The sequence below is a fragment of the Streptomyces sp. NPDC020898 genome, assembly GCF_044333925.1.
Lineage (GTDB): Bacteria > Actinomycetota > Actinomycetes > Streptomycetales > Streptomycetaceae > Streptomyces.
The window spans coordinates 18,602-43,503 of record NZ_JBIRRV010000030.1 but is presented as its reverse complement, the minus strand read 5'-3'; the positions used below and the strand labels follow the sequence as shown (position 1 = coordinate 43,503).

Sequence of the window (24,902 nt, the reverse complement as noted above, 5' to 3'; positions counted from 1 at the left end):
ATGGACCGGACGCCCGCGGATTTCCGCCTCCCCTCCCGGCCTGACACGATGGGAACATGCGCGCGCGATACGGAGTACCCCTGGGAATCACGGCGGTTGCCGCTGCCGGTCTCGTCTACTCAGCGGGTTTCGAGACCCGTTCCTTCCGCCTCCGCCGGGTCACGGTTCCGGTGCTGCCGCCGGGCATGCGCCCCCTGCGCGTCCTCCAGGTCTCTGACATCCACATGGTCGGCGGCCAGTACAAGAAGCAGCGCTGGCTCCGCTCCCTGGCCGGTCTGCACCCCGACTTCGTGATCAACACGGGCGACAACCTGTCCGACCCGGAGGGCGTGCCGGAGGTACTGGACGCGCTCGGCCCGCTGATGGAGTTCCCGGGGGCCTACGTCTTCGGCTCGAACGACTACTACGGCCCCACACTCCGCAACCCCGCCCGGTACCTGGTCGAGAAGGTCCAGGGCAAGCACGGCCTCAACGGCAACGCGCCCGCGGTGGGCGTGATCCACAACCCGTGGAAGGACCTGCGCGACGGCTTCGACTCGGCGGGCTGGCTGAACCTGACGAACACGCGCGGCACGCTGAAGATCGACGGCGCGAGCGTGGAGCTGACGGGCGTGGACGACCCGCACATCAAGCGGGACCGGTACGAGAAGGTGGCCGGCGGCCCGTCGACGACGGCCGACTTCTCGATGGGCGTGGTGCATGCCCCGTACCTCCGCGTCCTGGACGCCTTCACGGCGGACGCGTACCCCCTGACCCTGGCCGGCCACACCCACGGCGGCCAGCTGTGCATCCCCTTCTACGGCGCCCTGGTCACCAACTGCGACCTGGACACGGACCGCGTGAAGGGCCTGTCGACCCACACGGCCGAGAACCGGACGTCCTACCTCCACGTCTCGGCGGGCTGCGGCGCCAGCCGCTACACCCCGGTACGTTTCGCCTGCCCACCGGAGGCGACGCTGCTGACGCTGGTGGAGCGGGCGTAGCGGTGCGGGGACGGGGATGGGGATGGAACAGGTGTAGCGGGGTGCGGGGGGCGGGTGTAACCCACACGGCCCGCCCGGATCGCCCCTTTTGCCCGCCCGTCCTAGCGTGAGGGCATGACGGCCCCGATACCCCGGGACATACCGGACCTCCCCGCACTCCAGGGCGCCCCCGCGCTCCTCCCCTCCCCCGTCCCCGCCACGGCGGTGGTGACCCCCGTACGCCGCCCCGTGACAGCGGCCTTCCGCCTCCTGACCGCCCTGGCGGCGGCCACGGCGGTGACGGTCGAACTGCTCCTGGGCAGCCCGGCCGAGGTCCTGAGCCGGTTCACGATCCAGAGCGGCATCCTGCTGATCCTGGTCATGACCATCTCGTCCCACCGCGCCTGGACCGCCCGCCACCCCCTGCCCCCGGCCCTGACAGGCGCCACCCTGCTGTACGTCGTGATCGCCGCCCTGGTCCACCATCTGCTCCTGGCCGACGCGTCGAGCCCGTTCGCCGCGCCCTCCCCACCGGGCGGCTGGCACACCATCACCCACCAGATCCTGCATACGGCGGTCCCGATCGCGGCCCTGACGAACTGGCTGCTCCTGACCGCCCCCGGCGACCTGCACCTGCGCCGGACAGCGACGTGGCTCATCTACCCCCTGGCGTATCTGGCCTTCTCCCTGGCCCGGGGCGAGCTGATTCTCCCCGGCACACCGGGCCGCTACCTCTACCTCTTCCTCGACGTGGACCAGCACGGCTACAAGAGCGTCCTCGCCAACGCCCTCCTCCTCGGCCTCGCCTTCTACGCCCTCGCCGTCCTCCTCGTAGCCCTCGACCACATCCGCCCGAACCCCGTCCGCCACCGCGCGAAAACCGGATTTCGTCTCGGGCCACCGGTGGGCTAAAGTAAGCGACGTCGCCGCGACAAGCAGGACAAGCAGCGACATCGGGGTGTAGCGCAGCTTGGTAGCGCGCTTCGTTCGGGACGAAGAGGTCGTGGGTTCAAATCCCGCCACCCCGACACAGGTCAGAGGCCCATTCGCTTGATCGCGAATGGGCCTCTGTCGTGCTTGGGGGGCCAAACGGGGGGCCAAACGGATTGCGTCAGGCCACCGTGTCGCCCTCGACCTGGTCGTCCGCGCTCTCCGCTTCCTGATCTTCAGCGAAGATCTCATCCATGGCTTCCGCTCCCTGCGTGATCACCGGACGGAGCTGCTTGCGGTACACCGCTTCTGTGGTCGCCTGACTGCTGTGACCGACCAACAGCGCGATGCGCTCCAACGGGATGCCGTGGTCCGAGAGCAGTGACACGAAGCTGTGCCGCAGCTCCCGCGGTGTCCACTCCGGCTTCAGCCCCGCCTTCTTCACGATGGCCTTGAAGTCGCGCCGGACGTTGGCGGCATCGAGCGGCTCGCCGGTCCGGGTCGTGAAGACGCGGCCGGCCGGGTCCCACTCCTTCCCCTTCGACGTGCGTTCCTTCTTCTGCAATCTCATGTGCTCTTCGAGCACGTCGACCACCTGATTCGGAAGAGCGATGGTCCGCCGGCTCTTCCTGGTCTTTGTCTCCCCGTGCTTGCGCACCGAGCGCCACACCGCGACGTGCGGCGGAACGTCGCCCTTCGCCTCAAGGAAGACGTGATCCCAGGTGAGAGGCCGCGCCTCTTCCGTACGAACGCCGCTGAGCAGCGAGAGCACGAGGTACGCGTACAGCCGTGACGGCCGTGCCGCAATGAGCACGGCTTTCGCCTCATCCAAGTTCAGTGCCTTGCTCGGTCGACCGGGGCGCCCCTCCGGCACGGTGACGAGAAGAGCGACGTTCCGCGCCGCCTTGTCCCGCCGCTGGGCTTGCACAATGGAGCGGCGCAGGATGGCGAGCAGGTCGCGCAGGCTTCGCGTCGCGAGGAACTCGGCCCTGTCGTCCAACCAGTCGTCGACGTCGTCCGCGCTGAGTTCCTTCAACTTGGCCTTGCCGATGAACGGGATCAGGTGCTTGTTCGCCATCGAGCGGTTCTTGCCGATGGTGCCCTTCTCGTCGCGCCCCTTGAGTCCGCGCTCCAACCAGTCGTTCACCGCGTCCGCCACGGTGTAGTTAGCCGGCGCCTTGACGCCGGTCTGTACCTCCTTTTTCAAGTCCCGGATCTTGTTGCGGACTTCGGTCTTCGTCTTGCCGTACACCTTCGGTCGGCGGCGCTTGCCATTCGGAGCGTGTCCAAGAGAAACGGCCCCCACAAAGCTTTTCTTCTTGGGGTCCCAATAGATCGTGTCCGCACCGTGGCCCGCCCTGGTGACGCGTTTCGGGGTCTCGGTCATGCTGTGTTGTGCCTCCATAGGACAGGGCCGCGCCTTGAAGGGCGCGGCCCTGGTGTGATGGTGGTGGGGAAATCAGGCGGTGGCTTGTGCCTCGCGCTTGAGAAGTTCGACGTACTGCGCGATGTACTCGGGCGGCACGAGTCGACGTCGACCGATGCGAACAGTCTGAAGTCGTCCGAGCCGTATCTCCTCGTAGACCATCGAGCGGCCGATCCTGAGAACGACGGCCGCCTCTTCGGGCCGGTAGAGGATTTGGTCAGCAGGTGCAACGGCGGTGCTCATCCTGCGGTGCCTCCTCGGCAGGGAGTCGGGGGCGGTGGCCCCCTTCCTGTCAGGTCCGCTACTTCCGCTACCTCCGCTACCGCCCTGGTCAAGGGCATGATCGTGGTAGCGGATATGGGTAGCGGTAGCGGATGGAGCCGCTACCGGCCCCGGGATCGTAGCCACGGGGCGGGTAGCGGACGGGCGGCGCGGTAGCGGATGCGGAGTTCCGATCCGCTACCGTTTTTAGGGCTCTGACCTGCCCGGTAGCGGAGGTAGCGGAAGTAGCGCACTTTCCGCAGGGGGAGGGCAGTAGCGTTGCCACGCGTCGTGAAGATCGGACGCGTAATAGCCCTTCATGACACTTCCGCCGGCCTTGATGTTGCGTGCCGCAATCGGTGCGTTGTCCGCGGTCATGTACTCGCGCAGCATCCGTGAGAGGCCGCGGGCATCAAGCGGCTTGCCACTCATATCCGCCCACGGCGCCTCTTCGAGGCTGTGCAGCCTGTCGAGGATGGCGACGGTGGGCAGACGGTCGATGCCGTTGAACACGTAGTCGCGCAGGTCGATCAACAGGCGAATGCCGACGCTGCCCTTGTCGCTGGTCTTGGCCGCGTTCACCAGCTCGATGCACGCGGCGCGGGCCCGCTCCGGCCACGTGCCGCCCGCCGCGTCGGCCACGGCGAGCAGGGGCTCCCATACGTCCGCAGGCCGGTCGCTGATGCCGTCCGGCAGTTCCGGGAACACTCCGTCGACCAGGTGACGGATGGACTGTGCCCAATTGGCGAGCCGGTCGCGCAGTTCGTGCCCTTCCTTCTCGTGGATGCGCTGCCGGAAGGGTTCGACCTGCTCGTTCGGTGCGCGGCGCCGCATGCGGACGATGACCGAGCGAGTCAGGATCGTGTCGGGCAGCGAGCCGAGCCCGGCGACCGCGACTCCGCAGAACGACGGGAACTCCTGTACCTGCTGATTGGAGCCGTCGCCCACGCAGCGCCACATGACGCCGGAGCGTCGGTGGCCTGCGTTCAGGAAGCCCCGGAGCTGTTCGTTCTCTCCGGCCTTGGGCCCGAAGACCGTATCGATTTCGTCGAACAGAATCGTCGGCCGTCCCTCCATCCCGGACACCGCACGGAACAGCGCGGACGCGGATGCGTTGACCGCGACCATCGGTTGCGGCACGAGGGTTTCCACGATCTCCAGAGCGCGGGACTTGCCCGACCCCGGCTCCGGTGACAGGAACGCGAGTCGCGGTGTGGAGTCGAAGCAGTCGAGCAGGTGCGCGTGCGCGTCCCACAGCGTCACGGCGACGTACGCGGCTTCGAGCGGGAAGATGTTGAAGCGTCGGTGGAAGGCTTCCACCTCATCGAGCAGTGCGGAGCCGTCCATGACGGGTGCCGGCGAGTTGGTGCTCATGCCGCCTGCCTCCCTTCCTGGTTGATGCGGAGCGGGCATACGTCGCGGTGTGCGGTGTGGTCGTCGATCAGGGCGAGCACCTTCGTGTGACCGACGGCGCTGCGGTCCCTGCCACACAGGCACTTCGAGGTGGCGGTCGGTACGGCGCCGCGCGGTGCGGAGATGCACAGCCATGCGACCGGGTACCGTCCGTCCCTCCGCTGCGAGTCACGGCCAACAACAGAGCGGACGCCCTTGCGGGCGGCGCCTGTCGGCTCGCCCACGGCCGGACCGAGCGCGGCTTTTGCGGCGGCGCGCGGGCCGGACAGGGAACCGGGGAGGCTCTTCAGAAGGGGGCGAGTAGGGGCGCTCATGCCGCCCGCCGGTGCTGGTTTCGGGCAATCGACCAATTCAGACCGCTGCGAATGGTCGCCTCGCAGGACCGCGGCGAGAGACCGGCCTGCTCCCCCGCCCACTGAAGAGCCTCTTCAACCTGCTCCCTGGGAAGGTCGCCCGACGCGATGAACCGCCCCAAGGCTCGCGCCGCCCGGAGCAACGTGGCGTTGCGCTCGCCCTCCGGTGCCGTTCGAACGCTCGCGGTTTCCGCGTTCAAGCCCGCTGCCGCGTAGCGAGAGGCTCGTACGGCCGACGGTGCGGCCGTTAGTGCCCGCGAAGACTGACGGACAGTCAGGCGGGCGCACAGCCAATCCGGCAGGGGCGCGAGCGGTGCGTCGTTGACGATCGCGTAGGCGCCGCCGCTGGTGATGCTGCCGGGCGCAACGACGTAACCGCCCCACGCCCGGGTGTCGATGCGCTTACCGAGCCGTCCAGCCGTGTTGCCGAGCCGGATACCGGGCGGCGCGGCGAAGTACAGGTGGACCCCGCCGCCCGCGGTCCGCACCGTACGCGTGGTGGGGACGGCATGGCCGGCGCGCTCGCAGAGCGCCGTGAAGGTCGTCACGCCGTTAGGTGTGTCCGTACTGCACTTGCGCTTGGGCATGTCGAGGTCGACAACGACCAGCCCGGACGGGCCGGTCGCAATGCCGACGTTGAACGGGAGGTCGCCCCATGCCCGACGGATGCGGTCCGGGTCGATCGTGGCGCGCTCTTCCCACTTCCGGTGACCGCCGGCGCAGTCTCCGATGCCGGGGCAGACGTCCTCACCGTGGAGGGCAGGGCGCTTATCACCGGGGCGAAGTGGAAGGACTGCCCACCCTCGCTCGGCAGCGTCCAGTGCGGCGTAGAGGAGGTGACGGTTCATGCTGCGGCCCTTCCTGCGAGGCGAACAGCTACATGCGCTTCGAGGAGCAAGGCGTAAGCGTGGTAGGCCTGTTGCGGCACTACGCCATTGCCGAGGATCTTCAGTTGTTCCTTGCGGGGGATGCCGTCAACGGCGGTGACCCATCCGGCAGGCAGGCCCATGAGCCATTCCGCGAACGCTGGCGACAAGCGCCGGTTGCCGCGGGTTCCCGGCTCGGTCGGGCACGGCGCCGCACGGCCGGTGACGTGCTCCCACCTGCGGATCGCGGGCCCGTAGTCGGTGCCGTCACTGGCCACCCACTGGTCATCGAGCCGTACGGCCTGGCCAGGCAGGTAGTAGCGGCCGGACGTGTCGCGCTGGTTCGGTCCGCCGTGCGGTCCGACCGACGCCTTCGGGGTGGGCAGCAGGTTGACGACCACCTCGTTCAGCGGTCGCGCGTTCCTGCCGAGCAGGTTGGAGGCACCCGACTTCCAGTCCCGCGCCGCCGGCGTCGGGAGCAGGCTCACCCCTCCGGGGGCGCCGGCAGGCGCGTGACCGCGGTCCGCAGGTTCATCCCGCCCTGCCGCTTCGGCGACGTTCCGGGACCGCCAGTGCCGTCCGAGGTGGTGGGGGTCGGCATCAGCGGGATGTGCGATGCAGAACCAGCGATCCCGCGGGTGCGGGGCGCCGACTTCGGGGTCACCAGCTCGTAGACATGTCCACCGCGCGTCATACCCGAGCGCGGCCAGGTCCGCGGCGACGACGTCCAGCCCCCGGGAGCGGAGCGCCGCCACGTTTTCCAGGAACACGAGACGCGGTCGAAGCTCGCCCACAGCCTCAGCAACGTTTTTCCAGACGCGCGACCACTGGCCATTGATCCCGTCCCTTCGTCCAGCGTTGGAGATGTTGCGGCACGGGAACCCCGCGCCGATGACGTCGGGGGTGTACAGGTCACGGACGCGCCGCCAGTCGACGGCGGTGATGTCCCCGAGGTTGGGCACCCCGGGGTGGTGCGCGCCGAACACGGAAGCGGCGAACGGGTCGTTCTCGGCGAACGCGGCGACCTGACCGCCGATCCCGGCGCGCAGCGCGGTTTCGAGTCCGCCATAGCCGGCGCACAGCGCCAACATGCGCGGCCAAGGCCGACCGCGCCTCATCTGGGTGGCGCGGGCCGGGTGGCCCTCGCCGATTGCACGACGTTGGGTCATGCTGGGGGTCTCCTTGTTCTGTTGGAGGGACAGGAGAACCGAGGCGGGCGCAGGCTTGTGGTGAGACGGCGCCCGCCTCGGGCGTAGCTAGCCGCGGAAGTGGTTGCGCTTGAAGACGGCCTTGCGGATGTGGAACGTGTTGCCGCCGCTGTGGCCGCTCGCGCTGAAGACCTGCACGGCGACCCAGCCGCCAAAGATGACGGCGGCGAGAGTGACGAGCTGGGTGATGAGCGCTGTCAGCGCGGTGACGAACGCGGTGAGCAGGAACAGACCGCCGCAGACAGCGCCGAACCCGATGCCCCCGAGAGCGATGTTCACCGCCGCGCGGGAGACGGGCGGCTTGCCCGCGACAGGTTCGGGCTTGGCGGGTTCGAGGGAGTAGCCGGTGACGACGCGGCCGTCCGGTAGAACGATGCTCGTCACCGACGGGATCGTGCCCGGGTGCATGGGCACGATCGGTGCGGACTGCACGGGGGCGAGCGGGATGGGCCGGTGGACTTCCACGGTCGCCTCACGGTGGCCGGGTACGAGGGGCTTGAAGGATTCGTTCACGACGGGTCCTCCTGTCAGGTGCCGAGAGATGCAAGGAACCGAGCGAACGCCCGGACCAGGTCACGGACCGGGCCGTCAGCGCCGGTCCCAGCGGTGAAGAAACCGAAGAGGAACAGGACCACCGCGGCACCCGCGCCGGTCGCCTTGGTCTTGACGGCGACGAAGGCGGCGATGCCGAAGAGCAGAACCGCCGAGAAGGTGAGGATCATCGGGAGGCCCCCGGGCGGGGGGCGTCGGTGCCGGCGCGGTAGACGCGGGCCCAGCGGTTGTAGAGCCAACGGCCGACGCGTATGCGCTTGCCGGTCGCCTTGCAGCGGCGGCAGTCCTTCCCGCGCTTCATGCGGCCCTTGCGGTCGGTCTTCATCCGGAAGCCCCATCCGCTGCACTTGCGGCAGTTACCGAACGGGGAGGCGGCACACACAGCGACGTAACACAGTGTCACGCCAAGTATGAGAGTGATAGCGAGCAGGGCAGGGGTCATCACGGGCCCTTCCAGGCGGGTTTCAGGGGTTTCCGCAGGTGGGCCGCTATCCGCTAGCGGCCTGATCAGAGCATGTTTGGGGCGCTAGCGGAGCCGCTAACGTTAGCGGTGTGTGCCGCTAGCGCTAGCGGCTCCGGACGGTCATCCCGCGTCGCGGTTTCCGTCACGCTCCGCAATCGAAGTCACGATGTGGGAGCGGTCGACGCCGCGCCGGTTGACGACCTTGCCGCCCACGCGGCGGCCCACCTGGACAGTGGAGACGCCGTGCGGCTTCAGGGCTGAGGCCAGTGCCTCCGGCGTCCATCCGTCGTAGACGTCGGTCCGCAGTTCGGCGAGCCGGGACACGACGGTCTCGGACCACACCTTGGGTTCATCGGCAGGGATGACCGCGAGGATGTCGGCGAGCAGGTCGTACGACGTGCTCGCGTCCGTCTCCGGCTCTTCACCGAGCGCGTGCCCGGACAGGGTGCCGGCGGCTTCGCGCAGCTTGCGGGCGCGTGCGGCGATGTTCTCCGCGTTGGGCGCGTCCACGTACACCGAGCCGACGATCCGGGCGTCCGAGCCTTCACCGACGAAGTAGTGAATGCCCTTGTCGCCCCAACTGAACATGGTCGCGCGGACGCCCCGCTTGTACGCGGACGTACCGAGCACCATGTCGTTCTCCAACTGCCCCATGACCTTGAGGCAGAACCGAGCCGACGCGTTGGCGGAAATGCCCGTGGGCAGTGCCTTCGCGTCCGGTCGCTGCGTGGCGAGCAGCAGCACGATCCCGGTAGCGGGACCGCGTTTGACCAGGTCAGTGCAGATCTCTTCGAGTTCCTTGCCGTACTTCTCGTGCTCGAACCAGACCTGGCACTCATCCACCCCGATCACGATCGGGTGCAGCCCCAACGACTTCTTGTTGGCCAGTGCGGACGTCACCTTGGACTCGGGGCAGATGTCCCGCGGCAGCGAGCGGATCACCTTTGCCCTGCGGCGCAGTTCGTCGCGCAGCGCGCGCAGGTCGCGCAACGCGTACTCGATGTCCGCCTCTTCGTCGCCGGCGCGGTGGCGGTGCGCGACGCGCTCGCCAACCGGGTCCAGGTCACCGGTGCCCTTGAGGTCGTACGTGTGCAGTTCCGCCCGCGGGTCCAATGCGGCGATGAGCAGCAGCAGACGGAGCAGGAAGGTCTTGCCCATGCGCGGAATCGCGCCGATGACGGCCGCGATGTACATGAGCGTGATCTCGACCCAGCGTCCGCGCTGGTCAGTGCCGAATGCGACCGGCTTGAACAGGTCCGTGCTGCCCGACTTCAGCAGCGGCCACACAGGCTTCTTGGCCTTGGACATGTCCTGATCCCCGACCCACAGCACCAGGTGCCCGGTGTGCTGGTCGGGCACTGCCTCCGGCCACACGCAGCCCAGCGGGCGGCGCAGGCCGGAAGCGAGCCGCTCGCGCCGCTCGATGATGTCCGTGACCGTGACGCCGTACGGGAGGTTGCCCTCCGCACGCCATCCCGGACCGTCGCGGGTGATCGGGGCGGTGAACTCGAACCCGTCGCGACCCTTGCCCTGCGCCTGGTTGATGGCGGGGATGCCGAGCGAGCCGAGCGACCGCAGCACGATGTCTGAGGTGAGCTTGACCGCCTTGGGCAGTTCCACCGCGCGGTGGATGACCGGAGCGTCCGCCTTGCGGCCGGCGACCCCGAGAGCCATGACGACCGCGCCCACCGACACCGCCTGAAGCCAGTCAGGGGCGAGCACGTACAGGGCGAGCGCGGCACCGAGCCCGGTGAACATGGCGAGCACGGTCACGAGGGCGCGCAGTCGGACCCGTCCGTCACGCTGCCGCGACAGCTTCAGATACTCGGCTGCGTCCTCGCGCCGGACTGCGGCGAGTCGGACCGGCTCGCCCTCACGGTCGGCCGCCCACCGCATCGTGCCGCCGACGAACTTTGCGGCACCGGAGGGGGCTTGGAGGGTGAGGCGCGCGGCGTAGACCGGGGAACGAAGCGCGTGGTAGCCGACCGAGTGGGCATAGTGCCGGGCCACCCACGCCGCGGCGGTCTTCAGTTCCGCCACGGACTTCAGCCACAGGGGAACGACCGGGCGGCGCTGCGCAGCGAGCAGCCGACCGAGGTAGCCCGGACCGGCCGCCTTGGCGGTCGGAAGGTCGACCGTGACGCGCGCGGTCGGGTCGGCCGACTCGACACCCGACCGACTCGTGTCGGAGTCGGCCGACGGGTCGGCATCGGGTCGGGCAGTCGGGTCGGCCGACCCGATGCGGGCCGACCGCGCCTTGTCGAGGTCGACTACCTCTCCCCCGGGGTCGGTGCTCATCTCTGCTTCGAGTCGGTTGAAGAGTTCGTTGTCGTCGTCGGGGTGCTTCACTGATGAGTCCTTCTCTCGGGAGGGAAGCGGGGTCCGGCCGTCGCTGTAGGAGGTGGGCGGACGGACCCCGCCAAGGGCGGTTAATGTGCGGGCATGGGCGGGGGATCGCAGACCAGGACACGGCCGTGCTGGTGGTGCCACGAACCGGTGGTGCAGCCACGAAGCCGGTGGCGCAGACGGCGCTATTGCAGCAAGGCGCACCGCAGAAGAGGCCGCCTCCTGCGCGCGGTCGCGAGGGTCCTGGACAACCTGTAGCTATCAGGCGGCGCGCTGTTCCTCGGGGTAGGCGCAGGGCACGCACGTGCCGAGCGAGGTGGGGATGACGTATCCCGCGTCCTGTCGACAGGCCGGACAGGTGCGGCGGGCGCGCATCGCCTTGGCGAGCGCGGCCCGTTTGCCCGGCGTCATCGGCCGGACGGGCTTGGCGCGGTCGACGCGGTAGAGGTAGGCGGGCCGCGCCGGTAGCGCGGGCGCATGATCTGTGCCGCGATCGACTGCCCGCCGGGACGTAAGCCGCGGGCCCGTAACTGCCGTTTGGTGGCGAGTCCGTCGGGGGCGTAGCGCCACGGGTAGGTGGGTAGTCCGTACGTCGCGCCGGTCGGGTCGAAGCACTTGCCGTACATCACGCAGCCTCAGCCGCTGTGCCGTCGCCCTCCGAGTCAGCCACGGAGTGCAGCGGGCGGCCGTCGGCACGCTCAGCCTGCAACTGGTCGCGCAGCTTGCGAGCGTTGGCCTGCGAGACGTGCACGGCAGTACGGATGCGATCCGCAGTCAGCTCCGAGTCGGCCCACTCTGCGGTGGCCGTACGCGCTTCGGTGAGTAGTTCCTCGAAGGTGCGTTGCGGCTTGGCCTTGGCCTTGGAGTTCGTCTGCCGGCGCGGGCGCGGCTTGGGGTCGGCCGGAGGTACCGGCGGGGGCACGGCGGGCGCCTCGTGCTCGGAGGCAGGGGCCAGATCGCCCATGCGCAGCATCACGCGCTCGCGCCGCGGGGTCTTCGAGCGCCACTTGCGGCCGTAGCGCTCGCGCAGGTCCGCACGGGCCAACTGCCGTTCCTTCTCCCGCGTCAGTGCCTCCGAGTAGGAGGTGACCTCCCACAGCGTCATGCGGCGCCACAGAGCGAACGTCGACGGGAACGCGAGCAGCCACCGAGAGAACCGGATCTTTTCCATGCGCCGCCCGGTGGCCGCGCCGATTCGTGCGGCGTAGATGTGCGCGCCGATCTCGGAGAACACCACCCACAGCAGCGGCATGGTGCCGTGCGCGACCTTCGCCCACATGCCCTGTCCGGCCGCAACGTTCAGCCCGCACGTGATGAGCGTGAGCACCCAAGGCACGAACCGGACCCACGCAAGCGCCATGTCCATCCGGATCAACAGCAGGTTGGCCACGGTGAACACCGGAATGGCCACGTCGATACCGACCGGCAGCATCCACGGCTCGCCGAATCCCCAGCGGGCCGCAGCAGCCGACACGGCGTCGAAGGAGGAGATGAGACCGAGCGCACCGACTCCGGCCGCGGCAAGCGCGGCGATTCCGGCGAGACCCATCTCCGGCCTGGTCAGCGGCGGCACCCCGGACGGCGGCGCCGCAAGGGCGGTCGTTGTGGCGGTCATGCCACTTCACCACCCTGGGAGGCTCGGAGCTGTGCGTTCATCAGCTCTGCCTGAACGTCCGCCACCTGTCCGGCGACGATCTGCTCGTAGACGGCCTGGCTCTCCAGGAACATGCGGTCGTCGAAGTTCAGGTCGTCGCTCATGCCGCCGCTCCCTTCCGTACGGAGCCGCGGCGGCCGGCGAACCGAGCCAGGGGGATGACGTCGAACAACTCGGGGTGCGCCTCGACAACCTCGGCCGCGATGCGGACCAGGTCGTCGGGCATCTCGGGGTGCTCAGCGAGGATGTCGCGCGCCGCGTCCAGACGGGCCGCGCGCTCTTCGTCGCTCTCGCCCTCGACCCCGAGCCACAGCTCAACCGGGGTACCGAGCGCGAGTTCCGCGAAGTCCTCAGCGGATACGGCCTGTTGACGGCCGATGTACGTGCGCATGGAAGGCTCCTGAAGTGGGAGGGACATAGAGCCGGAGCAGCCGCAGGCGTTTGGTGAGACGGCGGCCGTTCCGGAAGAACCCGAGCCGCAGCGCGGCAGGGGAAAGCGCCCCCGGACCGAGTCGAACGGTCCGTGCGACCATCGGGGCGGTAGAGCAATCAGCGGTTGCGGACGCGGCCGGAGACGCTGTCCGCGGACACGTTCAGGTGGCGGGCGCCGGATACCTCGACATCGCCGGAGATGCTGTGGGCGCTGACGTGCCCGGCGGCGCCGCTGGTGGCCTGTACCTCGACATCCCCAGAGGTGGTGTTCAGGGCGGCGCTGCGACCGTCGTACAGCCGCACCTTGATGTCGCCGGACACCGAGTGCGCGTTGATCTGCTCGGTGGCCCGACCGACGCGGATATCCCCTGAGGTGGTGTTGGCTCGCAGCTCACGGACGCCATCAACTCCGAGGTCACCGGAGACGGAGCGGAACTCCATACGGTCGACGTAGCCGTAGACCTCGGTGTCCGCAGACTGCGAGACGACCGCAAGGGAGGACTGCGCGGGCAGGTTGACCGTCACTTCGATCGGGCTGACGGTCTGCATGTCGGCCATGCCGCCAGAGACCACGCGACCGTTGATCCGGACCGTGCCGCCGACGATGCTCATGCTGCCGACGCTCTGAATGACGCTGCCGCGGCGACCCTGTACGACCACGCCGTTCGGCATCTCCGGTACCTCGATGCCGAACGCCTGCCCGTTCTGCTGACTGCGAGCACGGTTGATCGCGTCGGCCGCGGGCCCCGTGTTGTCGTCGGTGCGCAGCACCACGCGGGCGGTGAGCAGGTTCTCGATCACCTGGACACGGACGCTGCCGACCGGCAGCGACAGTCCCAGCACGATCGGGCCGGAGGTCTCGGAGTCGAAAATGCGCTCGGTCATGGGTAAGCCCCCAAAGGCTTGTTGGAGTGGGACACGACGTGCGCGAACAGGCGGAACGGCCGCGGCAGTGAAGTGGTGAGACGCGGCCGTCCCGCAGAGCCGTCACGCTGCAAAGCGGCGGGACGGCGGAAGTTGAGGTGGTGTGTGTCTCCTTCATCGCGACCGCGCTCCCGTGTCAGGTAGAGCTGTCCGGCCTCGAAGTAGGCGTATGGAGACGTGACCTTTCGGTCTGAGCCCTCCGGTGAATGCCAAGGCGCCGGGTCGCCTCCCCCCGTCCGATGCGGGGCTCCTGGTCATGCGGTCTTGCAGGTCAAGCGCTTACGGGTACAGCCGGCTGAGCCCTTCCGGGCTCGCCGTACTAACTTGTAACAGCATGTACTAGCACGCACCATGGCGCAAGAGGTCGCCGCAGATTCGTGCTAGGTCGTACTAGGGGTGGGTACGCTCGATGGCGTGATGAGCGCTGAAATCTCGAAAGACGACCCAAGGCCAGAGTCCGAGCAGGCGGCCGACATCCTGCGGCAAGAGATCCTGCGTGGCGACATCAAGCCCGGTGGGCATGTGGGCTCCGTGCGAGACTTGACCGAACGGTTCAAGATCTCGGGAATGACAGTGCAGCGAGCCCTTGCGATCCTCCGTGAGGATGGGCTCATCATGACGACGTCGCGGGGCAGCTATGCCCGCGACCCGGAGCAGGCCGGCGAAGGCAGCGGAACCGACGCGGTTGTCGACGTTCCCGAAGTGCTGCGCCGGCTCGAACATCTCACCTCCCAAGTCTCGGAACTTCGCGGCAGGGTCGAAGCGCTCGAAAGTCGCTCCGAACCGGGTGGTGCGTGATCTGCAACCAGCATGCGAGGAAAGGGAGTTGTGAGGTAAGTGACAGCCCGGGGACGGCAGAGCAGGGGAGGGGACATGCCCGGTGACACCCCCCTGTCACCTTCCCTGTCCCCCCGGCTCGCGCGCGAGACTCGGAGCAGGTACTCGGAGGAGGGCGCATGACCGACGACAGGCCCGCATGGGCGCGACGGATCGCGGCTGAACGCGCGGCGCGCGACTGGTCGCAGCGTGACGCAGTCAGGGCTCTACGGGCGCACGCTCCGACGGAGCTGCCGGCGGAAGACAGCATGATCCGCCAGTGGAAGCGCTGGGAGTCCGGCCAGACACCGAACGACTTCTACCAACCGATCATCGCGGCCGTGTTCGGCACCGTGACCCATGCGCTCTTCCCGGCGCCAGCGCGGCGAGATGGAGACCGGGAGATCTTGGCGGCGAGCGGCATGGAGACGTTGGAGATCGTGAGCCGGCTGAACCGGTCCGATGTCGACAGCGCCACGCTCGATGCTCTGCGGATCACCACCGATCGGCTGTGCTCGGAGTACCCGTACATGCCAAGCGGGCAGCTCATCATCGAGGGGCGCCAGTGGCTGCGGCGCGTCGTCGAACTCCACACGAAGAGCCTCACGCTCGCCCAGCACCGCGAGGTGCTCGCCCTGTCCGGCTGGCTCGCGCTCCTGGTCGGCTGCGTCGAGTACGACATGGGAGACCGTCACGCTGCCGAGTCGACACGGCGCGCGGCTCTCTCACTCGCTACGGAAGCCGACCATCCAGAGGTCGCCGGATGGGCACACGAGATGCGGGCATGGTTCGCACTCACGACCGGCGACTACCGCGGCGTGATCTCGGCAGCGCAGGCCGGAGGTGAGGTGGCGCCGCACCACAGCGTGGCGGTGCAGCTCGCAGGCCAGGAAGCCAAGGCATGGGCTCGGCTCGGCGACCGCCGGCAAGTCGAGGTAGCCCTCGACAAAGGGCGGCGCCTGCTCGAAGGGATGCCGCACCCCGACAACCTCGACAACCACTTCGTGGTGGACCCCGCCAAGTTCGACTTCTACTCGATGGACTGCTACCGCCTGGTCGGTGAGGACAAGCTCGCGCGCACCCTCGCAGAGGAAGTACTCAGGGCCGGAACAGACTTCGACGGACGCGAGCGCTCGCCGATGCGCAACGCGGAAGCCCGAGTCACGCTGGGAGTAACGGCAGCACGTGAGGGCGACTTGGAGCAGGCACTCATGATGGGGGCCCGTGCTCTCGAAGGCGACCGTCAATCGGTGCCGTCACTCATCATGACCAGCCGCGAACTTGCTGCCGAGATGAAACGCCGTTACGGGTCGGAACCCGCCGCGCAAGATTACCTGGCAAAGCTTCAAACCCTTGGGCAAGAGAAGCCAGGTTTCCTACCACAATGAGATGACCACCCCAGAAAGCCAGCGTGTGCTAATTGGCATTACAGCCATTTTCCGGAGCCAGCGCCCACTTGGGGCGGCTACAGTGCATACGCACTGTAGCCGCCCCAAGTGGCATCCGCAAAACTAGCAGGGAACCATTCGCTCGATCGCGCCAGCTTCAGCCCTGATCTGCTTGTTGACAGACGACCAGGCCTCTTGGGCCAGCTTCGGCTCGGACACGGGGAGCGGGCCCTGGACAACGATCTTGGCTTGCCCTTTGTGCACAATGCCACGATCTTCGTGAGCCATGACTACGTCCACGGGACGATCAACAAGGAGGATCGCCTCGAAGGCACGCAAGGCGTTGCCGCTCAGCTTCTTCAGCTGACGCGCCTCAGTCCTTGAGATTGAGACATAAACCCACATGCTGTACTCGTTCACCGCACCATCGATGCAGGCGAAGAAGTAGTAGCGCGGCAGGAACCGATCCCTCAGGATGCCTTGGGTCGGCATGTCGTAGTAGTTCAGCTCACGAATCATGCGGACGGAATTGGAAGGAAGCCACGGTCGCGCTTCAAGCTCTAGAACGATTCGCCCTTTCACCTGCCTGCCCCTTCCTCTCCTGAGTCAACGGAAGCACTCTCCAGCCACTCCGGAGTCTCAGTGAAACACTCATCGAAGCGTTTCGCATCGTCCGGCGACCAGGCGCCACCACCTGTGATCGACACGAGTACATGGTTCGGGTTGATCTGAGATGGCTTCGGTATTACTACGAAGCCAGACGCTCTAAGTCTTCCCGCTGTGGTGCACCTCACACCATCTCCCTCGCGCGGCGCTTGAAGCCCCACAACGCTGTGAGCCTGCCCAGCGGACAGCCGTCCTCGTGTCATCGAGACTGCCCCCTTGTCCCTCTCACGCGGTTGGGTGCGGAACGCGGGCCCATCCTTTGGAGTCTTCTTGCTCCCATACTGAGACAGTTCTAGATCGTCTTCGAGGTGTTCCCTCTTACGCCCGAACACGAACGCCATGTCCCCCTCACGCCCTAGAGTGCCCCAGGCGACGACTCCGCGTGTGGAAGTTGCGCTCTTTCACCGTAACGAGAGTGTGTCACGATAAGGTAAAGGGCTGTCTGTGGATTTGACTACACTTTGCACAGCATGCCGACGACCTGCGCCTTCACCGATGTGCCATACGTCAGTTCTGAGGGTAGCGAAACGTAGGCAGGGTGTGAAAGTGGTCACTCCTGCCCAATCTCAACGTAGACACGATCACAGCCAGACTCACCCATACGTGGTATAAGCCCCCAGCCTAGGCAAGCGATGGTGACGCACGACGCCCACGCGCCCTCCCGCGCGCTTCACGCAACCCTGGCAGTGGCATGCCCCTCCCCAGAGGGGGCCAAACAGGGGGCCAAACGGTGCAGCCTCACGAGGACGGTCCCGGACAGTAGTGGACAGTCCCGGAGCCGAACGAGCAGCCCTGATAGCTTGGTTGCCAGGCACCGGAGGCCTCTGACCGCGTTCGGGACGAAGAGGTCGTGGGTTCAAATCCCGCCACCCCGACAGTAAAACGCCAGGTCAGGCCCGATGCTGAGAAATCAGCACCGGGCCTGACCTGTTTCTCAGGGCTCCTCTGGAGAAATCCTGGAGAAGATTTTGGAATCGTCTCCAGGCCGGCGCCCTACCGGCGAGCCTTCAGCAACGCGTCCAGAGCAGCTACGGGCGAGCCGGGACTCATCTCCCGACGCGCGTTCAACGCTTCCTCCCACATGCCGGTGAGCGCGTTCATCAGCCTCTGCCGCATGCCGGCCGTGATGTGGTCATAGCGCGACCGAACGAAACCGTCCTCATGGCCCAAGCGTTCGTCCATGAGCTTCGGCGGGGTCCCCACTTCCCTCATCAGGGTCTTGTGAGTGTGGCGCAACCCGTGCGGGGTCAGCCCCGGAGCGATCGGCACCCAGCACGCTTCAGCCCGCTTGGAGGCGCCTCGTCCGCGCGCCGGGATGCCAGGCCATGGCTCGGCCACTACGGGCACCGGGTGCTCTTCCTGAGTGCCGCGCCCGGGGTACCGCCCTGTGACGGCCGGCTGAAAGAGCCACGTGGCGAAGCCAGAGCGTCGCCAGTGGGCGGCCAACTCCCCTGATCCGGCGTTGCGGACGTACCCGAGATCGGTGATGGCCTCCAGCACCTTGAGCCGAGTCGGCTCCGCCACAGCGTCCGGGCGGTTGAGGACGGTGGAAACGGTGCCGGTCGAGACGCCGGCGCGGCGAGCCACGTCGGCCAGTTTCGCCCCCGGGCGACTCGCGGACCCGTTGGCGGTTCCGTGGCCGCGGAAGACGTAGGTCAGTCCGTGGCACTCGCAAGGCTTCGGTTTCGTCCGGGCGATGTGGCTGGCAAGCACCGCGGCGGACCGCTGGCGGGTATCAAGGGCCTCGTCCAGCGCACAGTTCGAGCCTGGCGATGCAGCCAAGCCTGCCGATCTGCTCTGCCGGTCGGAGCGCGGGTAACCGAGCTCGATGACGAGTTTCCGGGAACGCTCAGGATCAGTGGACTGGGGAACTCCTGCTGGATCGTGACAGCGCAGGCGTAACCGTCGATGACTACGTCGACCTCCCCGACGTGCCACGAGCAGCCTGGCCGGTCCATCACGACGTACCCCCGCCGCGCGGCCTCGGCCGCCAGGCCCTGAAACAGCAGGAGCGCACGGCGCCAGAGTGCGATCGGCATCCTCACGCACTTCTCGTTGTCCCTCAGCGCCGCCGCGACCGGGTACACCGAACGCAGCTGCGTGGGAACCCTGACGCGCGGTACGTCATCTGGCGCCTGCCCTCGCGAGTTCGCGTGCGGGCCCTTCGCCAGGTACAGCTGCATCCCGCGTTGGCCATGACGCTGCTTCTCGATGCGCTTGCCAGGAGGCTCAAGACCATGCCTCTTCGCATAGTTGACGCCACGCCGCCACTCCGTCACCTCCTCCTCGTCGGGATCGGAAACGACGACGCTCCCCTCAGCGACGAGCCGCTCGACGAGTTCGGTCGCCTTAGCGCGCCGCGCCCGAGCGACGGGCCTCTCGCTGTACGGCACGGGGCTCCGCCTGCCGCTCGCAGACCGGGGCCTGGCGCTAGCTGATGAGGCATCATGCGGCTCGCCTGGGCCAGAAGTGACGCCCGCGGCGTCATCAACCTGCTCAGGCCGATCCGAATGACGGCCATGCTCAACATAGAAGTTTCCGGCGAGCGTGACCTGTACCTGGACGGCCCCGCCACCGCGCTTGACCGTCACCAGCCCGCGATCTCGCAATGCGTACAGCGCACTCCACTCGCTCGCGCCCTGCGCATCAAGTGCCTCGCCTCCCGCGAGCCGGCCGAGAAGTGCCCGCCGCCGATCATTCAAAGGAGACCACCGATGCATGGGCCCAGCCCACACCGGGCACGGGCAGCCCGCAATGACTCGTACGAGTGACAGCGCGCCTGGACAGCCGTCCAGAGCAAGCAGAACGACCTCCGGCGTGCCGCACTCTGGGCGGTTGCCGCCCAGATGTCAGTGGCGTGGACCACGATGGACACCGCGCAGCCATGACGAATCGTGGGGGAACTGCATGACCACCGACGAGCCGCAATCCGGGCTCCCCATCGAATTTCTCCACGCCGTCGCCGCGGAGGCGAGCCCGGGCTCGCCGCTGATTCGCATGGCGGTGGAGAAGGCGCGACTCCTGCCGGAAGGAACCCCTCGCGACGATCTACTGCTGGCATTGCTCCGTGGCTCGCTCAGCGGCTCAGCTCCGGAGTGGACACTCAGGCCGCGATCGACAGCGGGCTGCAAAAGGAGGTCCAGCAGTACGGCGGCTCCCGCCTGTCCTTGGCCCGCGAGGCGCTCAGGCATCCGTCGTGCCCGGATGCACTGCGCCAGGACGCTCTGCGGCGCTGCTCCGTTTCACAGCCGGGCGCTGTGGGTCGCAAGCGCTGCGGTGAAGCACTCGCGCCGCATGATTCTGCAGAGATTTGAAAGAGTTGGGTACCAGCCGCTCCACCGATCACCTGCCCTATGTCGAGCGCTACAGCAGAGAAGTACAGCAACGTCGCGGAACGCGGGTGACCGTCTCACGCCGCAGGTGGCCTGCACTATCGGTTTCGAAACCAAGGAGGAGCCTAAGTTGCATCCGGCCATATGGATTGTTGGGATTCTTGCCGTCGCCCCTCTCCTTTTCCTTCCTTTCGCCTCGTGGCCGCTCATCACCCGGCGGAATCTGCGCCGACGCGGTGTCACCGTTACTGGAAAATGCCTGCGCGTAGTGTCGAATGAAGGCGCATATTTCGCGGTCTACGAGTACTCGCCGGTGGGGCAAGAGAAGCCCTTGCAGGGACGGACCGAAGGACGGGGCTGGCCGTTCGCCGACGAAGGTGAGGACGTCGAGGTCATCTATGACCGGTCCGATCCCCGGACTTCACGGCTGACAGCGGAGATGGGCGATATCACCGGATGGCGTTTCGCAACCTATGCGATCGTCGCTTGGCTCGTCATCTTCGTGCCCCTGGAGATATACACCGTCCTGTACTACGCCTGACGGAACTCGGCGCCCATAGTTTCGAGTCCGGGGTGTGTGCCACGGAGACGGCATCGGTACAGCAGAGGGGAACCAAGATCTACTCGGGACCGGCGGCGGTCTCAGCGGCGATCTCGCTGCGGATCATGCCACTGCGTCGGGTCTCGACGCAGGTGGCCGTCACCAGGCAGTCGGCCTGGTTGAGGTGTCCGCTGTCGTAGAGGGTGATGCCGAGTTGCATCTCCCCCAGGTTGCGGGCGTGCTGGAGCACCGGGTCGCCGGTGCCGCCGAGGCTCGGATCGGAGGCGTGGGAACGTCCGGTCCGGCACGCTCCGAGACCAGGCCGACCGCATCGCGTGACCGCCGCGTTGACACGGGTCGGTGCCGCACGTTGACTGGCAAGTACGGCGCAGGGCGGTGCCGCTCCGGCTCGGCCGGCGAAGCTTTCCGCCTCCTCGCCCGCCCGGCCCCGCGGGGACGTGCCCGTCGGACAACGGCGAGGTCGGTCGCGGCTGTTGCCCGGACGGTCAGGATCACGACCAGGATCATGACGCGGACGACGAAGGGCGGGATCACGGAGGACCTCGGCCGAGTCACCGGCACCAGGTGACCGCAGCGCCGACGCAGGACCGACCGGGTCTCCGGGAGCCTGGAACAGGCTGTCGAGAAGACCGAGGACGCCTTCGGGCGCAAGGGAAGCGGCACCGATGATGTACGACCAGACACGCGCCCAGCAGTCCTCCGACCAGTCCGCCGGCCGCGCCCCGCGCCGGAGCACCGGCCCGGAGCCGTTGGTCGGGGCGGCCGAACGGGACGAGATCGTCGGGCGCCTGGGGCGGGCCATCAACCACTTCGCCGAGACCCCTCGCGAGGCGCTGGAAGAGGCCGAGGGCGCCTACGACGACGCCGTCGCCCACCTGGTGAACGCCCTCGCGGAACGACGGACTCTCCTCCGCGCCGGCTGGCAGGGGCTGCCGGGGCAGGACCAGGGTTCCGGGACGCAGGCCGACGAACTTCGGCTCGCGTTGCGGCAGTACCGGGAGATCACCCAGCGGCTGCTGCACCTCTAGGCATCTAGGGGGTCCAGGGCGTCTGGGGCCTCCAGGGCGTCATTCGGGATCTTCGGGCCTGAGCGGGACTGCGGTGGCTTGGCTACGCTTGTCTTGAAGCTCTCTTTACGTGCCAATGTCGGACAAAGTTCTAAGGAACCGACGATGGATCCCGTTACCCGTATGTGCGTGGCGGTCGCGGTTGCCGTCGGTCTGGCTCTGACCGGGGCCTGCGGTGGGGGCGGGGACGGCGGCAGCGAGGGCGGGGGCAGTGGCGACGACAGTCTCACCGTCGGCGTACTGCTCCCGGGTGGTGGAGCGTCTCGCTTCGGGCAGTTCGACAAGCCGCTGATCGAGCAGAAGCTGAAGCAGCTGTGTCCGGGCTGCCCGGCGGCGACCGTCGCCGCGACGCCCGACCCGGCGGTCCAGCAGCAGCAGTTCGACGCCATGATCACCCGGGGTATGGATGTTCTGATCCTCGCCGCCGTCGATCCCCAGCTGATGCGTTCGTCCGTCGAGGCCGCGGACCGGGCCGGTATCCCGGTCGTCGCCTATGACCGGCTCGCTCAGGGGCCGATCTCCGGTTACGTCACGTTCGACGGGGCGCAGGTCGGCAGACTCCAGGGCGAGGCGCTCCTCAAGGCCATGGGTACGAAGGCCGACGGCGGCCGGATCGTCATGATGAACGGCGCCACGACCGATCCCAACGCCGGCTGGTACAAGGACGGAGCGCTCTCCGTCCTCAAGGGCAAAGTGACGATCAGCAAGTCGTACGACACGGTCGGCTGGCGGCCGGAGAACGCCTACGTCAACATGACCGGCGCCATCGCCGCCCTGGGCGCGGAGAACATCGACGGGGTCCTCTCCGCGAACGACAGCATGGCCGGTGCCGTGGTCTCCGCTTTCAACGCCGCCAAGGTCAGGCCGCTGCCCCCGATCACCGGCCAGGACGCCGACCTCGCGGCGGTGCGGCGCATCGTCAAGGGCGACCAGTCCATGACCATCTACAAGCCCTTCAAGCGTGCGACCGACGCCACCGTCGAAATGGCCGTCGCCCTGGGGCGCGGCGGGTCGGTCGGGTCCGTCGCCACCGGTTCCGTCGACAACGCCACCACCGAGGACATCCCGGCGGTCCTGCTCCCGTCGGTCTCGGTGACGGTCGGCAACATCAAGGACACCCTGGTCAAGGACGGTATGTACACCGTCGGCCAGATCTGCGCCCCGCCGAGCCTCCGGGCGGCCTGCGACAAGGCGGGACTCACCTGATGAGCCCCAGGCCGGCCCCCCTGCTGGCGTTGCGCGGCGTCTCCAAGCGGTTCGCCGCCGTACAGGCGCTGGTCGACGTCGAGCTGGAGGTCAGGGCCGGGGAGGTGGTCGCCCTGGTCGGTGACAACGCCGCCGGCAAGTCCACCCTCATCAAGGTGATCTCGGGGGTCGGTCCCGCCGACAGGGGCGTCATCGAGTGGCAGGGCAGCGCCGTCCAGATCAGGCGCCCCCAGGATGCCCAGGGGCTGGGGATCGCAACCGTCTACCAGGACCTCGCGATGTGCGACAACCTCGATGTCGTCGGCAATCTCTTCCTCGGCCGGGAGATCCACCGGTTCGGCATCCTCGACGAGGTGGAAATGGAGCGCCGCACCCGCGAGCTGCTGCACACCCTGTCCATCCGTATCCCCGATGTGCGGGTGCCGCTCGCGACCCTCTCCGGCGGCCAGCGGCAGGTCGTCGCGATCACCCGCTCGTTCGTCGGGGCGCCCCGGCTGCTCCTGCTCGACGAGCCCACCGCCTCCCTGGGCGTCGAGCAGACCAACCAGCTTCTCGACCTGATCGAGGAGCTGCGCGACCAGGGCCTCGGGGTGCTCCTCATCAGCCACAACATGAGTGACATCAAGGCCGTCGCCGACCGGGTCGCCGTCCTGCGCCTCGGCCGCAACAACGGTCTCTTCGACGTGAACACGACCTCCCAGGAACAGATCATCTCCTCCATCACCGGCGCGGTGGACAACGCCGCCCATCACCGCGCCCGCCCGGAGGAGGTATGGCCGTGAAGGAGAGCGGGTCCCCGGAGCCGGGGGCCGGTGCCGCGTCCAAGGGCGGCCGGCACCGGGACGGACGCCCTTGGTACGCCGGACGGCTCAAGGGGTCCGGCGTCGCCGTGCGCCGCAGACTGCGCGAGGGTGATCTCGGCCCCGCCCCGGTGCTGCTCGCCCTCGCCGTGACCTGGGCGGTCTTCCAGAGTCTCAACGACCACTTTCTCTCGCCGCGCAACCTGTCCGTGCTCAGCGTGGACATCGTCGGCACCGGCATGGTCGCCGTCGGCATCGTGTTCGTCCTGCTGATCGGCGAGATCGACCTGTCGGTGGGCTCGCTCGCCGGTCTGTCGGGCGCAGTGTTCGCGGCGCTGAACGTGAACGTCGGCATGACGGAGTGGCTCGCCGTGATCATCGCGGTGATCTGCGGGGCGGTCATCGGGGCCGTCCACGGGTTCCTGTTCGCCAGGATCGGCGTACCGGCGTTCGTCGTCACCCTCGCGGGTCTGCTGGCCTGGAGCGGTCTGATGCTCTACCTGCTGGGGCCTGACAGCTCCATCCACTTCAGCGAGGACGGGCTGGTCGCCACGCTGACCAGCCGCTACTACAGCGCCCCCGGCTTCACCTACGGCCTGGCGGCGCTCTGTACGGCCGGGTACCTGCTCGTCTCCTACCGCGACCGCGGGCGCCGGAGCGGGGCCGGGATGCCATACCGGCGGACGGGCGAGATCTGGGTGCGTACGGCCCTTCTCGCGGTGGTCGCGTTCACCACCGTCCATGTACTGGGCCGATTCGAGGGCCTGCCGCTGGCGCTGCTGATCTTCCTCGGGGTGATCGTCACCTCGGACCTCTTCCTGCGCCGTACGCCCTACGGCCGCCAGATCCTCTCCCTGGGCGGCGGTGCGGAGGCGGCCCGGCGGGCCGGTGTCGATGTGACGCGCGTGCGGATCTCGGTGTTCATGGTGTCGGGGACCCTGGCCGCGACCGGCGGCCTGTTCGTCGCGTCGCGGTTCACCTCGGCGAGCCCGGTCTCGGGCTCCGGCAGCCTGCTGATCAACGCCATCGCCGCCGCCGTCATCGGCGGCACCAGTCTGTTCGGCGGCCGTGGCTCGACCTGGTCGGCGCTGCTGGGGGTGCTCATCATCCAGTCGATCGCCTCGGGCATGGCGCTGCTGGGCGTCGAGACCGCGGTCCAGTTCATGATCACCGGCGGGGTGCTGATCACCGCGGTGATCTTCGACTCGCTGGCACGGCGCACCGCGGAGTCGCGCCGACGGGTGTGAGGGCGGGTGTGAGGGTGCGGCATGGTCA

General features: G+C 68.0%; 25 protein-coding genes, 1 tRNA gene and 2 pseudogenes. 10 read left to right on the top strand and 18 right to left on the bottom strand.

Going from position 1 to position 24,902, the window contains the following annotated elements; all coding sequences use genetic code 11:
• Positions 1-56 precede the first annotated feature (56 nt).
• The 3 genes from ACH4TV_RS45660 to ACH4TV_RS45650 all read left to right on the top strand — a co-directional run bounded on the left by ACH4TV_RS45660 (position 57) and on the right by ACH4TV_RS45650 (position 1,990).
• Positions 57-983: a metallophosphoesterase gene (locus ACH4TV_RS45660; RefSeq protein WP_398407375.1), complete on the top strand. Its 927-nt coding sequence runs from the start codon at positions 57-59 to the stop codon at positions 981-983.
• Positions 984-1,097: 114 nt separating this feature from the next.
• On the top strand, positions 1,098-1,874 hold the full coding sequence (locus ACH4TV_RS45655) for a Pr6Pr family membrane protein (RefSeq protein ID WP_398407374.1): 777 nt from the start codon (positions 1,098-1,100) through the stop codon (positions 1,872-1,874).
• 42 nt (positions 1,875-1,916) lie between these two features.
• A tRNA-Pro gene (locus tag ACH4TV_RS45650) sits at positions 1,917-1,990 on the top strand.
• 83 nt (positions 1,991-2,073) lie between these two features.
• Here the strand turns inward: ACH4TV_RS45650 and xerC are convergent.
• The 15 genes and pseudogenes from xerC to ACH4TV_RS45575 form a co-directional block, all read right to left on the bottom strand.
• Positions 2,074-3,279, bottom strand: a complete 1,206-nt coding sequence (xerC, locus tag ACH4TV_RS45645) for a tyrosine recombinase XerC (RefSeq protein WP_398407373.1) — start codon at positions 3,277-3,279, stop codon at positions 2,074-2,076.
• A gap of 72 nt (positions 3,280-3,351) precedes the next feature.
• Positions 3,352-3,561, bottom strand: a complete 210-nt coding sequence (locus ACH4TV_RS45640; protein WP_398407372.1) for a helix-turn-helix domain-containing protein — start codon at positions 3,559-3,561, stop codon at positions 3,352-3,354.
• A gap of 225 nt (positions 3,562-3,786) precedes the next feature.
• Positions 3,787-4,953, bottom strand: coding sequence for a DUF3631 domain-containing protein (locus tag ACH4TV_RS45635; RefSeq protein WP_398407371.1), 1,167 nt, complete (start codon positions 4,951-4,953; stop codon positions 3,787-3,789).
• Entirely contained in the window at positions 4,950-5,306 is a 357-nt protein-coding gene (locus ACH4TV_RS45630) for a hypothetical protein (protein WP_398407370.1), read from the bottom strand. The genes ACH4TV_RS45635 and ACH4TV_RS45630 overlap by 4 nt, the downstream gene beginning before the upstream one ends.
• A complete protein-coding gene (locus ACH4TV_RS45625) occupies positions 5,303-6,193 on the bottom strand; it encodes a bifunctional DNA primase/polymerase (RefSeq protein ID WP_398407369.1) in 891 nt (296 codons plus the stop codon). Before ACH4TV_RS45625 ends, ACH4TV_RS45630 begins: the two co-directional genes overlap by 4 nt.
• The gene (locus tag ACH4TV_RS45620) at positions 6,190-7,380 is read right to left on the bottom strand and encodes a DNA cytosine methyltransferase (protein ID WP_398407368.1); all 1,191 of its coding nucleotides are present in this window, start codon (positions 7,378-7,380) and stop codon (positions 6,190-6,192) included. The genes ACH4TV_RS45625 and ACH4TV_RS45620 overlap by 4 nt, the downstream gene beginning before the upstream one ends.
• Before the next feature lie 87 nt (positions 7,381-7,467).
• Positions 7,468-7,932, bottom strand: coding sequence for a hypothetical protein (locus tag ACH4TV_RS45615; protein ID WP_398407367.1), 465 nt, complete (start codon positions 7,930-7,932; stop codon positions 7,468-7,470).
• Between the two features lie 14 nt (positions 7,933-7,946).
• On the bottom strand, positions 7,947-8,141 hold the full coding sequence (locus ACH4TV_RS45610; RefSeq protein WP_086748407.1) for a hypothetical protein: 195 nt from the start codon (positions 8,139-8,141) through the stop codon (positions 7,947-7,949).
• Positions 8,138-8,413, bottom strand: a complete 276-nt coding sequence (locus ACH4TV_RS45605; protein WP_398407366.1) for a hypothetical protein — start codon at positions 8,411-8,413, stop codon at positions 8,138-8,140. The genes ACH4TV_RS45610 and ACH4TV_RS45605 overlap by 4 nt, the downstream gene beginning before the upstream one ends.
• Positions 8,414-8,554: 141 nt before the next feature.
• Positions 8,555-10,783 (bottom strand): cell division protein FtsK, encoded by a 2,229-nt coding sequence (locus ACH4TV_RS45600; RefSeq protein ID WP_398407365.1) that lies wholly within the window; start codon positions 10,781-10,783, stop codon positions 8,555-8,557.
• A 258-nt stretch (positions 10,784-11,041) separates the two neighbouring features.
• A pseudogene (locus ACH4TV_RS45595) lies at positions 11,042-11,406 on the bottom strand (RRQRL motif-containing zinc-binding protein).
• Positions 11,406-12,395: a DUF2637 domain-containing protein gene (locus tag ACH4TV_RS45590; RefSeq protein ID WP_398407364.1), complete on the bottom strand. Its 990-nt coding sequence runs from the start codon at positions 12,393-12,395 to the stop codon at positions 11,406-11,408. The pseudogene ACH4TV_RS45595 and the gene ACH4TV_RS45590 overlap by 1 nt, the downstream one beginning before the upstream one ends.
• Positions 12,392-12,538 (bottom strand): hypothetical protein, encoded by a 147-nt coding sequence (locus ACH4TV_RS45585; RefSeq protein WP_398407363.1) that lies wholly within the window; start codon positions 12,536-12,538, stop codon positions 12,392-12,394. Before ACH4TV_RS45585 ends, ACH4TV_RS45590 begins: the two co-directional genes overlap by 4 nt.
• On the bottom strand, positions 12,535-12,825 hold the full coding sequence (locus ACH4TV_RS45580; protein WP_398407362.1) for a hypothetical protein: 291 nt from the start codon (positions 12,823-12,825) through the stop codon (positions 12,535-12,537). Before ACH4TV_RS45580 ends, ACH4TV_RS45585 begins: the two co-directional genes overlap by 4 nt.
• A gap of 158 nt (positions 12,826-12,983) precedes the next feature.
• Positions 12,984-13,751, bottom strand: coding sequence for a DUF4097 family beta strand repeat-containing protein (locus tag ACH4TV_RS45575; protein WP_398407361.1), 768 nt, complete (start codon positions 13,749-13,751; stop codon positions 12,984-12,986).
• A gap of 456 nt (positions 13,752-14,207) precedes the next feature.
• On the opposite strand from ACH4TV_RS45575, the gene ACH4TV_RS45570 reads away from it, so the two are divergent.
• Both ACH4TV_RS45570 and ACH4TV_RS45565 read left to right on the top strand, forming a co-directional pair.
• The gene (locus ACH4TV_RS45570) at positions 14,208-14,588 is read left to right on the top strand and encodes a GntR family transcriptional regulator (protein ID WP_143677191.1); all 381 of its coding nucleotides are present in this window, start codon (positions 14,208-14,210) and stop codon (positions 14,586-14,588) included.
• Between the two features lie 158 nt (positions 14,589-14,746).
• Positions 14,747-15,994 (top strand): XRE family transcriptional regulator, encoded by a 1,248-nt coding sequence (locus ACH4TV_RS45565; protein ID WP_398407360.1) that lies wholly within the window; start codon positions 14,747-14,749, stop codon positions 15,992-15,994.
• 123 nt (positions 15,995-16,117) lie between these two features.
• Here ACH4TV_RS45565 and ACH4TV_RS45560 read toward each other — a convergent pair whose 3' ends face one another.
• The gene (locus ACH4TV_RS45560) at positions 16,118-16,576 is read right to left on the bottom strand and encodes a hypothetical protein (protein WP_398407359.1); all 459 of its coding nucleotides are present in this window, start codon (positions 16,574-16,576) and stop codon (positions 16,118-16,120) included.
• A 1,077-nt stretch (positions 16,577-17,653) separates the two neighbouring features.
• A pseudogene (locus tag ACH4TV_RS45555) lies at positions 17,654-18,379 on the bottom strand (LacI family DNA-binding transcriptional regulator); the annotation flags it as partial.
• A 1,743-nt stretch (positions 18,380-20,122) separates the two neighbouring features.
• On the opposite strand from ACH4TV_RS45555, the gene ACH4TV_RS45550 reads away from it, so the two are divergent.
• On the top strand, positions 20,123-20,533 hold the full coding sequence (locus ACH4TV_RS45550; RefSeq protein ID WP_398407358.1) for a DUF3592 domain-containing protein: 411 nt from the start codon (positions 20,123-20,125) through the stop codon (positions 20,531-20,533).
• Between the two features lie 79 nt (positions 20,534-20,612).
• Here ACH4TV_RS45550 and ACH4TV_RS45545 read toward each other — a convergent pair whose 3' ends face one another.
• Positions 20,613-20,783: a hypothetical protein gene (locus ACH4TV_RS45545; protein WP_398407357.1), complete on the bottom strand. Its 171-nt coding sequence runs from the start codon at positions 20,781-20,783 to the stop codon at positions 20,613-20,615.
• A gap of 436 nt (positions 20,784-21,219) precedes the next feature.
• Between ACH4TV_RS45545 and ACH4TV_RS45540 the strand changes: the two genes are divergently transcribed.
• The 4 genes from ACH4TV_RS45540 (at position 21,220) to ACH4TV_RS45525 (ending at position 24,874) form a co-directional block, all read left to right on the top strand.
• The gene (locus ACH4TV_RS45540; protein ID WP_398407356.1) at positions 21,220-21,582 is read left to right on the top strand and encodes a hypothetical protein; all 363 of its coding nucleotides are present in this window, start codon (positions 21,220-21,222) and stop codon (positions 21,580-21,582) included.
• A gap of 144 nt (positions 21,583-21,726) precedes the next feature.
• Complete coding sequence (locus ACH4TV_RS45535) at positions 21,727-22,827, top strand: sugar ABC transporter substrate-binding protein (RefSeq protein ID WP_398407355.1); 1,101 nt, start codon at positions 21,727-21,729, stop codon at positions 22,825-22,827.
• A complete protein-coding gene (locus ACH4TV_RS45530) occupies positions 22,827-23,609 on the top strand; it encodes an ATP-binding cassette domain-containing protein (protein WP_398407354.1) in 783 nt (260 codons plus the stop codon). Before ACH4TV_RS45535 ends, ACH4TV_RS45530 begins: the two co-directional genes overlap by 1 nt.
• Positions 23,600-24,874, top strand: coding sequence for a sugar ABC transporter permease (locus tag ACH4TV_RS45525; protein WP_398407353.1), 1,275 nt, complete (start codon positions 23,600-23,602; stop codon positions 24,872-24,874). Before ACH4TV_RS45530 ends, ACH4TV_RS45525 begins: the two co-directional genes overlap by 10 nt.
• The last annotated feature ends 28 nt before the right edge of the window (positions 24,875-24,902 follow it).

Coding starts and splice junctions, on each gene's coding strand:
- ACH4TV_RS45660 (WP_398407375.1), top strand. CDS start 57: ATGCGCGCGCGATACGGAGTACCCCTGGGAATCACGGCGGTTGCCGCT.
- ACH4TV_RS45620 (WP_398407368.1), bottom strand. CDS start 7,380: ATGACCCAACGTCGTGCAATCGGCGAGGGCCACCCGGCCCGCGCCACC.
- ACH4TV_RS45635 (WP_398407371.1), bottom strand. CDS start 4,953: ATGAGCACCAACTCGCCGGCACCCGTCATGGACGGCTCCGCACTGCTC.
- ACH4TV_RS45565 (WP_398407360.1), top strand. CDS start 14,747: ATGACCGACGACAGGCCCGCATGGGCGCGACGGATCGCGGCTGAACGC.
- ACH4TV_RS45630 (WP_398407370.1), bottom strand. CDS start 5,306: ATGAGCGCCCCTACTCGCCCCCTTCTGAAGAGCCTCCCCGGTTCCCTG.
- ACH4TV_RS45625 (WP_398407369.1), bottom strand. CDS start 6,193: ATGAACCGTCACCTCCTCTACGCCGCACTGGACGCTGCCGAGCGAGGG.
- ACH4TV_RS45585 (WP_398407363.1), bottom strand. CDS start 12,538: ATGAGCGACGACCTGAACTTCGACGACCGCATGTTCCTGGAGAGCCAG.
- ACH4TV_RS45580 (WP_398407362.1), bottom strand. CDS start 12,825: ATGCGCACGTACATCGGCCGTCAACAGGCCGTATCCGCTGAGGACTTC.
- xerC (WP_398407373.1), bottom strand. CDS start 3,279: ATGACCGAGACCCCGAAACGCGTCACCAGGGCGGGCCACGGTGCGGAC.
- ACH4TV_RS45570 (WP_143677191.1), top strand. CDS start 14,208: ATGAGCGCTGAAATCTCGAAAGACGACCCAAGGCCAGAGTCCGAGCAG.
- ACH4TV_RS45610 (WP_086748407.1), bottom strand. CDS start 8,141: ATGATCCTCACCTTCTCGGCGGTTCTGCTCTTCGGCATCGCCGCCTTC.
- ACH4TV_RS45640 (WP_398407372.1), bottom strand. CDS start 3,561: ATGAGCACCGCCGTTGCACCTGCTGACCAAATCCTCTACCGGCCCGAA.
- ACH4TV_RS45605 (WP_398407366.1), bottom strand. CDS start 8,413: ATGACCCCTGCCCTGCTCGCTATCACTCTCATACTTGGCGTGACACTG.
- ACH4TV_RS45535 (WP_398407355.1), top strand. CDS start 21,727: ATGGATCCCGTTACCCGTATGTGCGTGGCGGTCGCGGTTGCCGTCGGT.
- ACH4TV_RS45590 (WP_398407364.1), bottom strand. CDS start 12,395: ATGACCGCCACAACGACCGCCCTTGCGGCGCCGCCGTCCGGGGTGCCG.
- ACH4TV_RS45575 (WP_398407361.1), bottom strand. CDS start 13,751: ATGACCGAGCGCATTTTCGACTCCGAGACCTCCGGCCCGATCGTGCTG.
- ACH4TV_RS45540 (WP_398407356.1), top strand. CDS start 21,220: ATGATGTACGACCAGACACGCGCCCAGCAGTCCTCCGACCAGTCCGCC.
- ACH4TV_RS45530 (WP_398407354.1), top strand. CDS start 22,827: ATGAGCCCCAGGCCGGCCCCCCTGCTGGCGTTGCGCGGCGTCTCCAAG.
- ACH4TV_RS45525 (WP_398407353.1), top strand. CDS start 23,600: ATGGCCGTGAAGGAGAGCGGGTCCCCGGAGCCGGGGGCCGGTGCCGCG.
- ACH4TV_RS45655 (WP_398407374.1), top strand. CDS start 1,098: ATGACGGCCCCGATACCCCGGGACATACCGGACCTCCCCGCACTCCAG.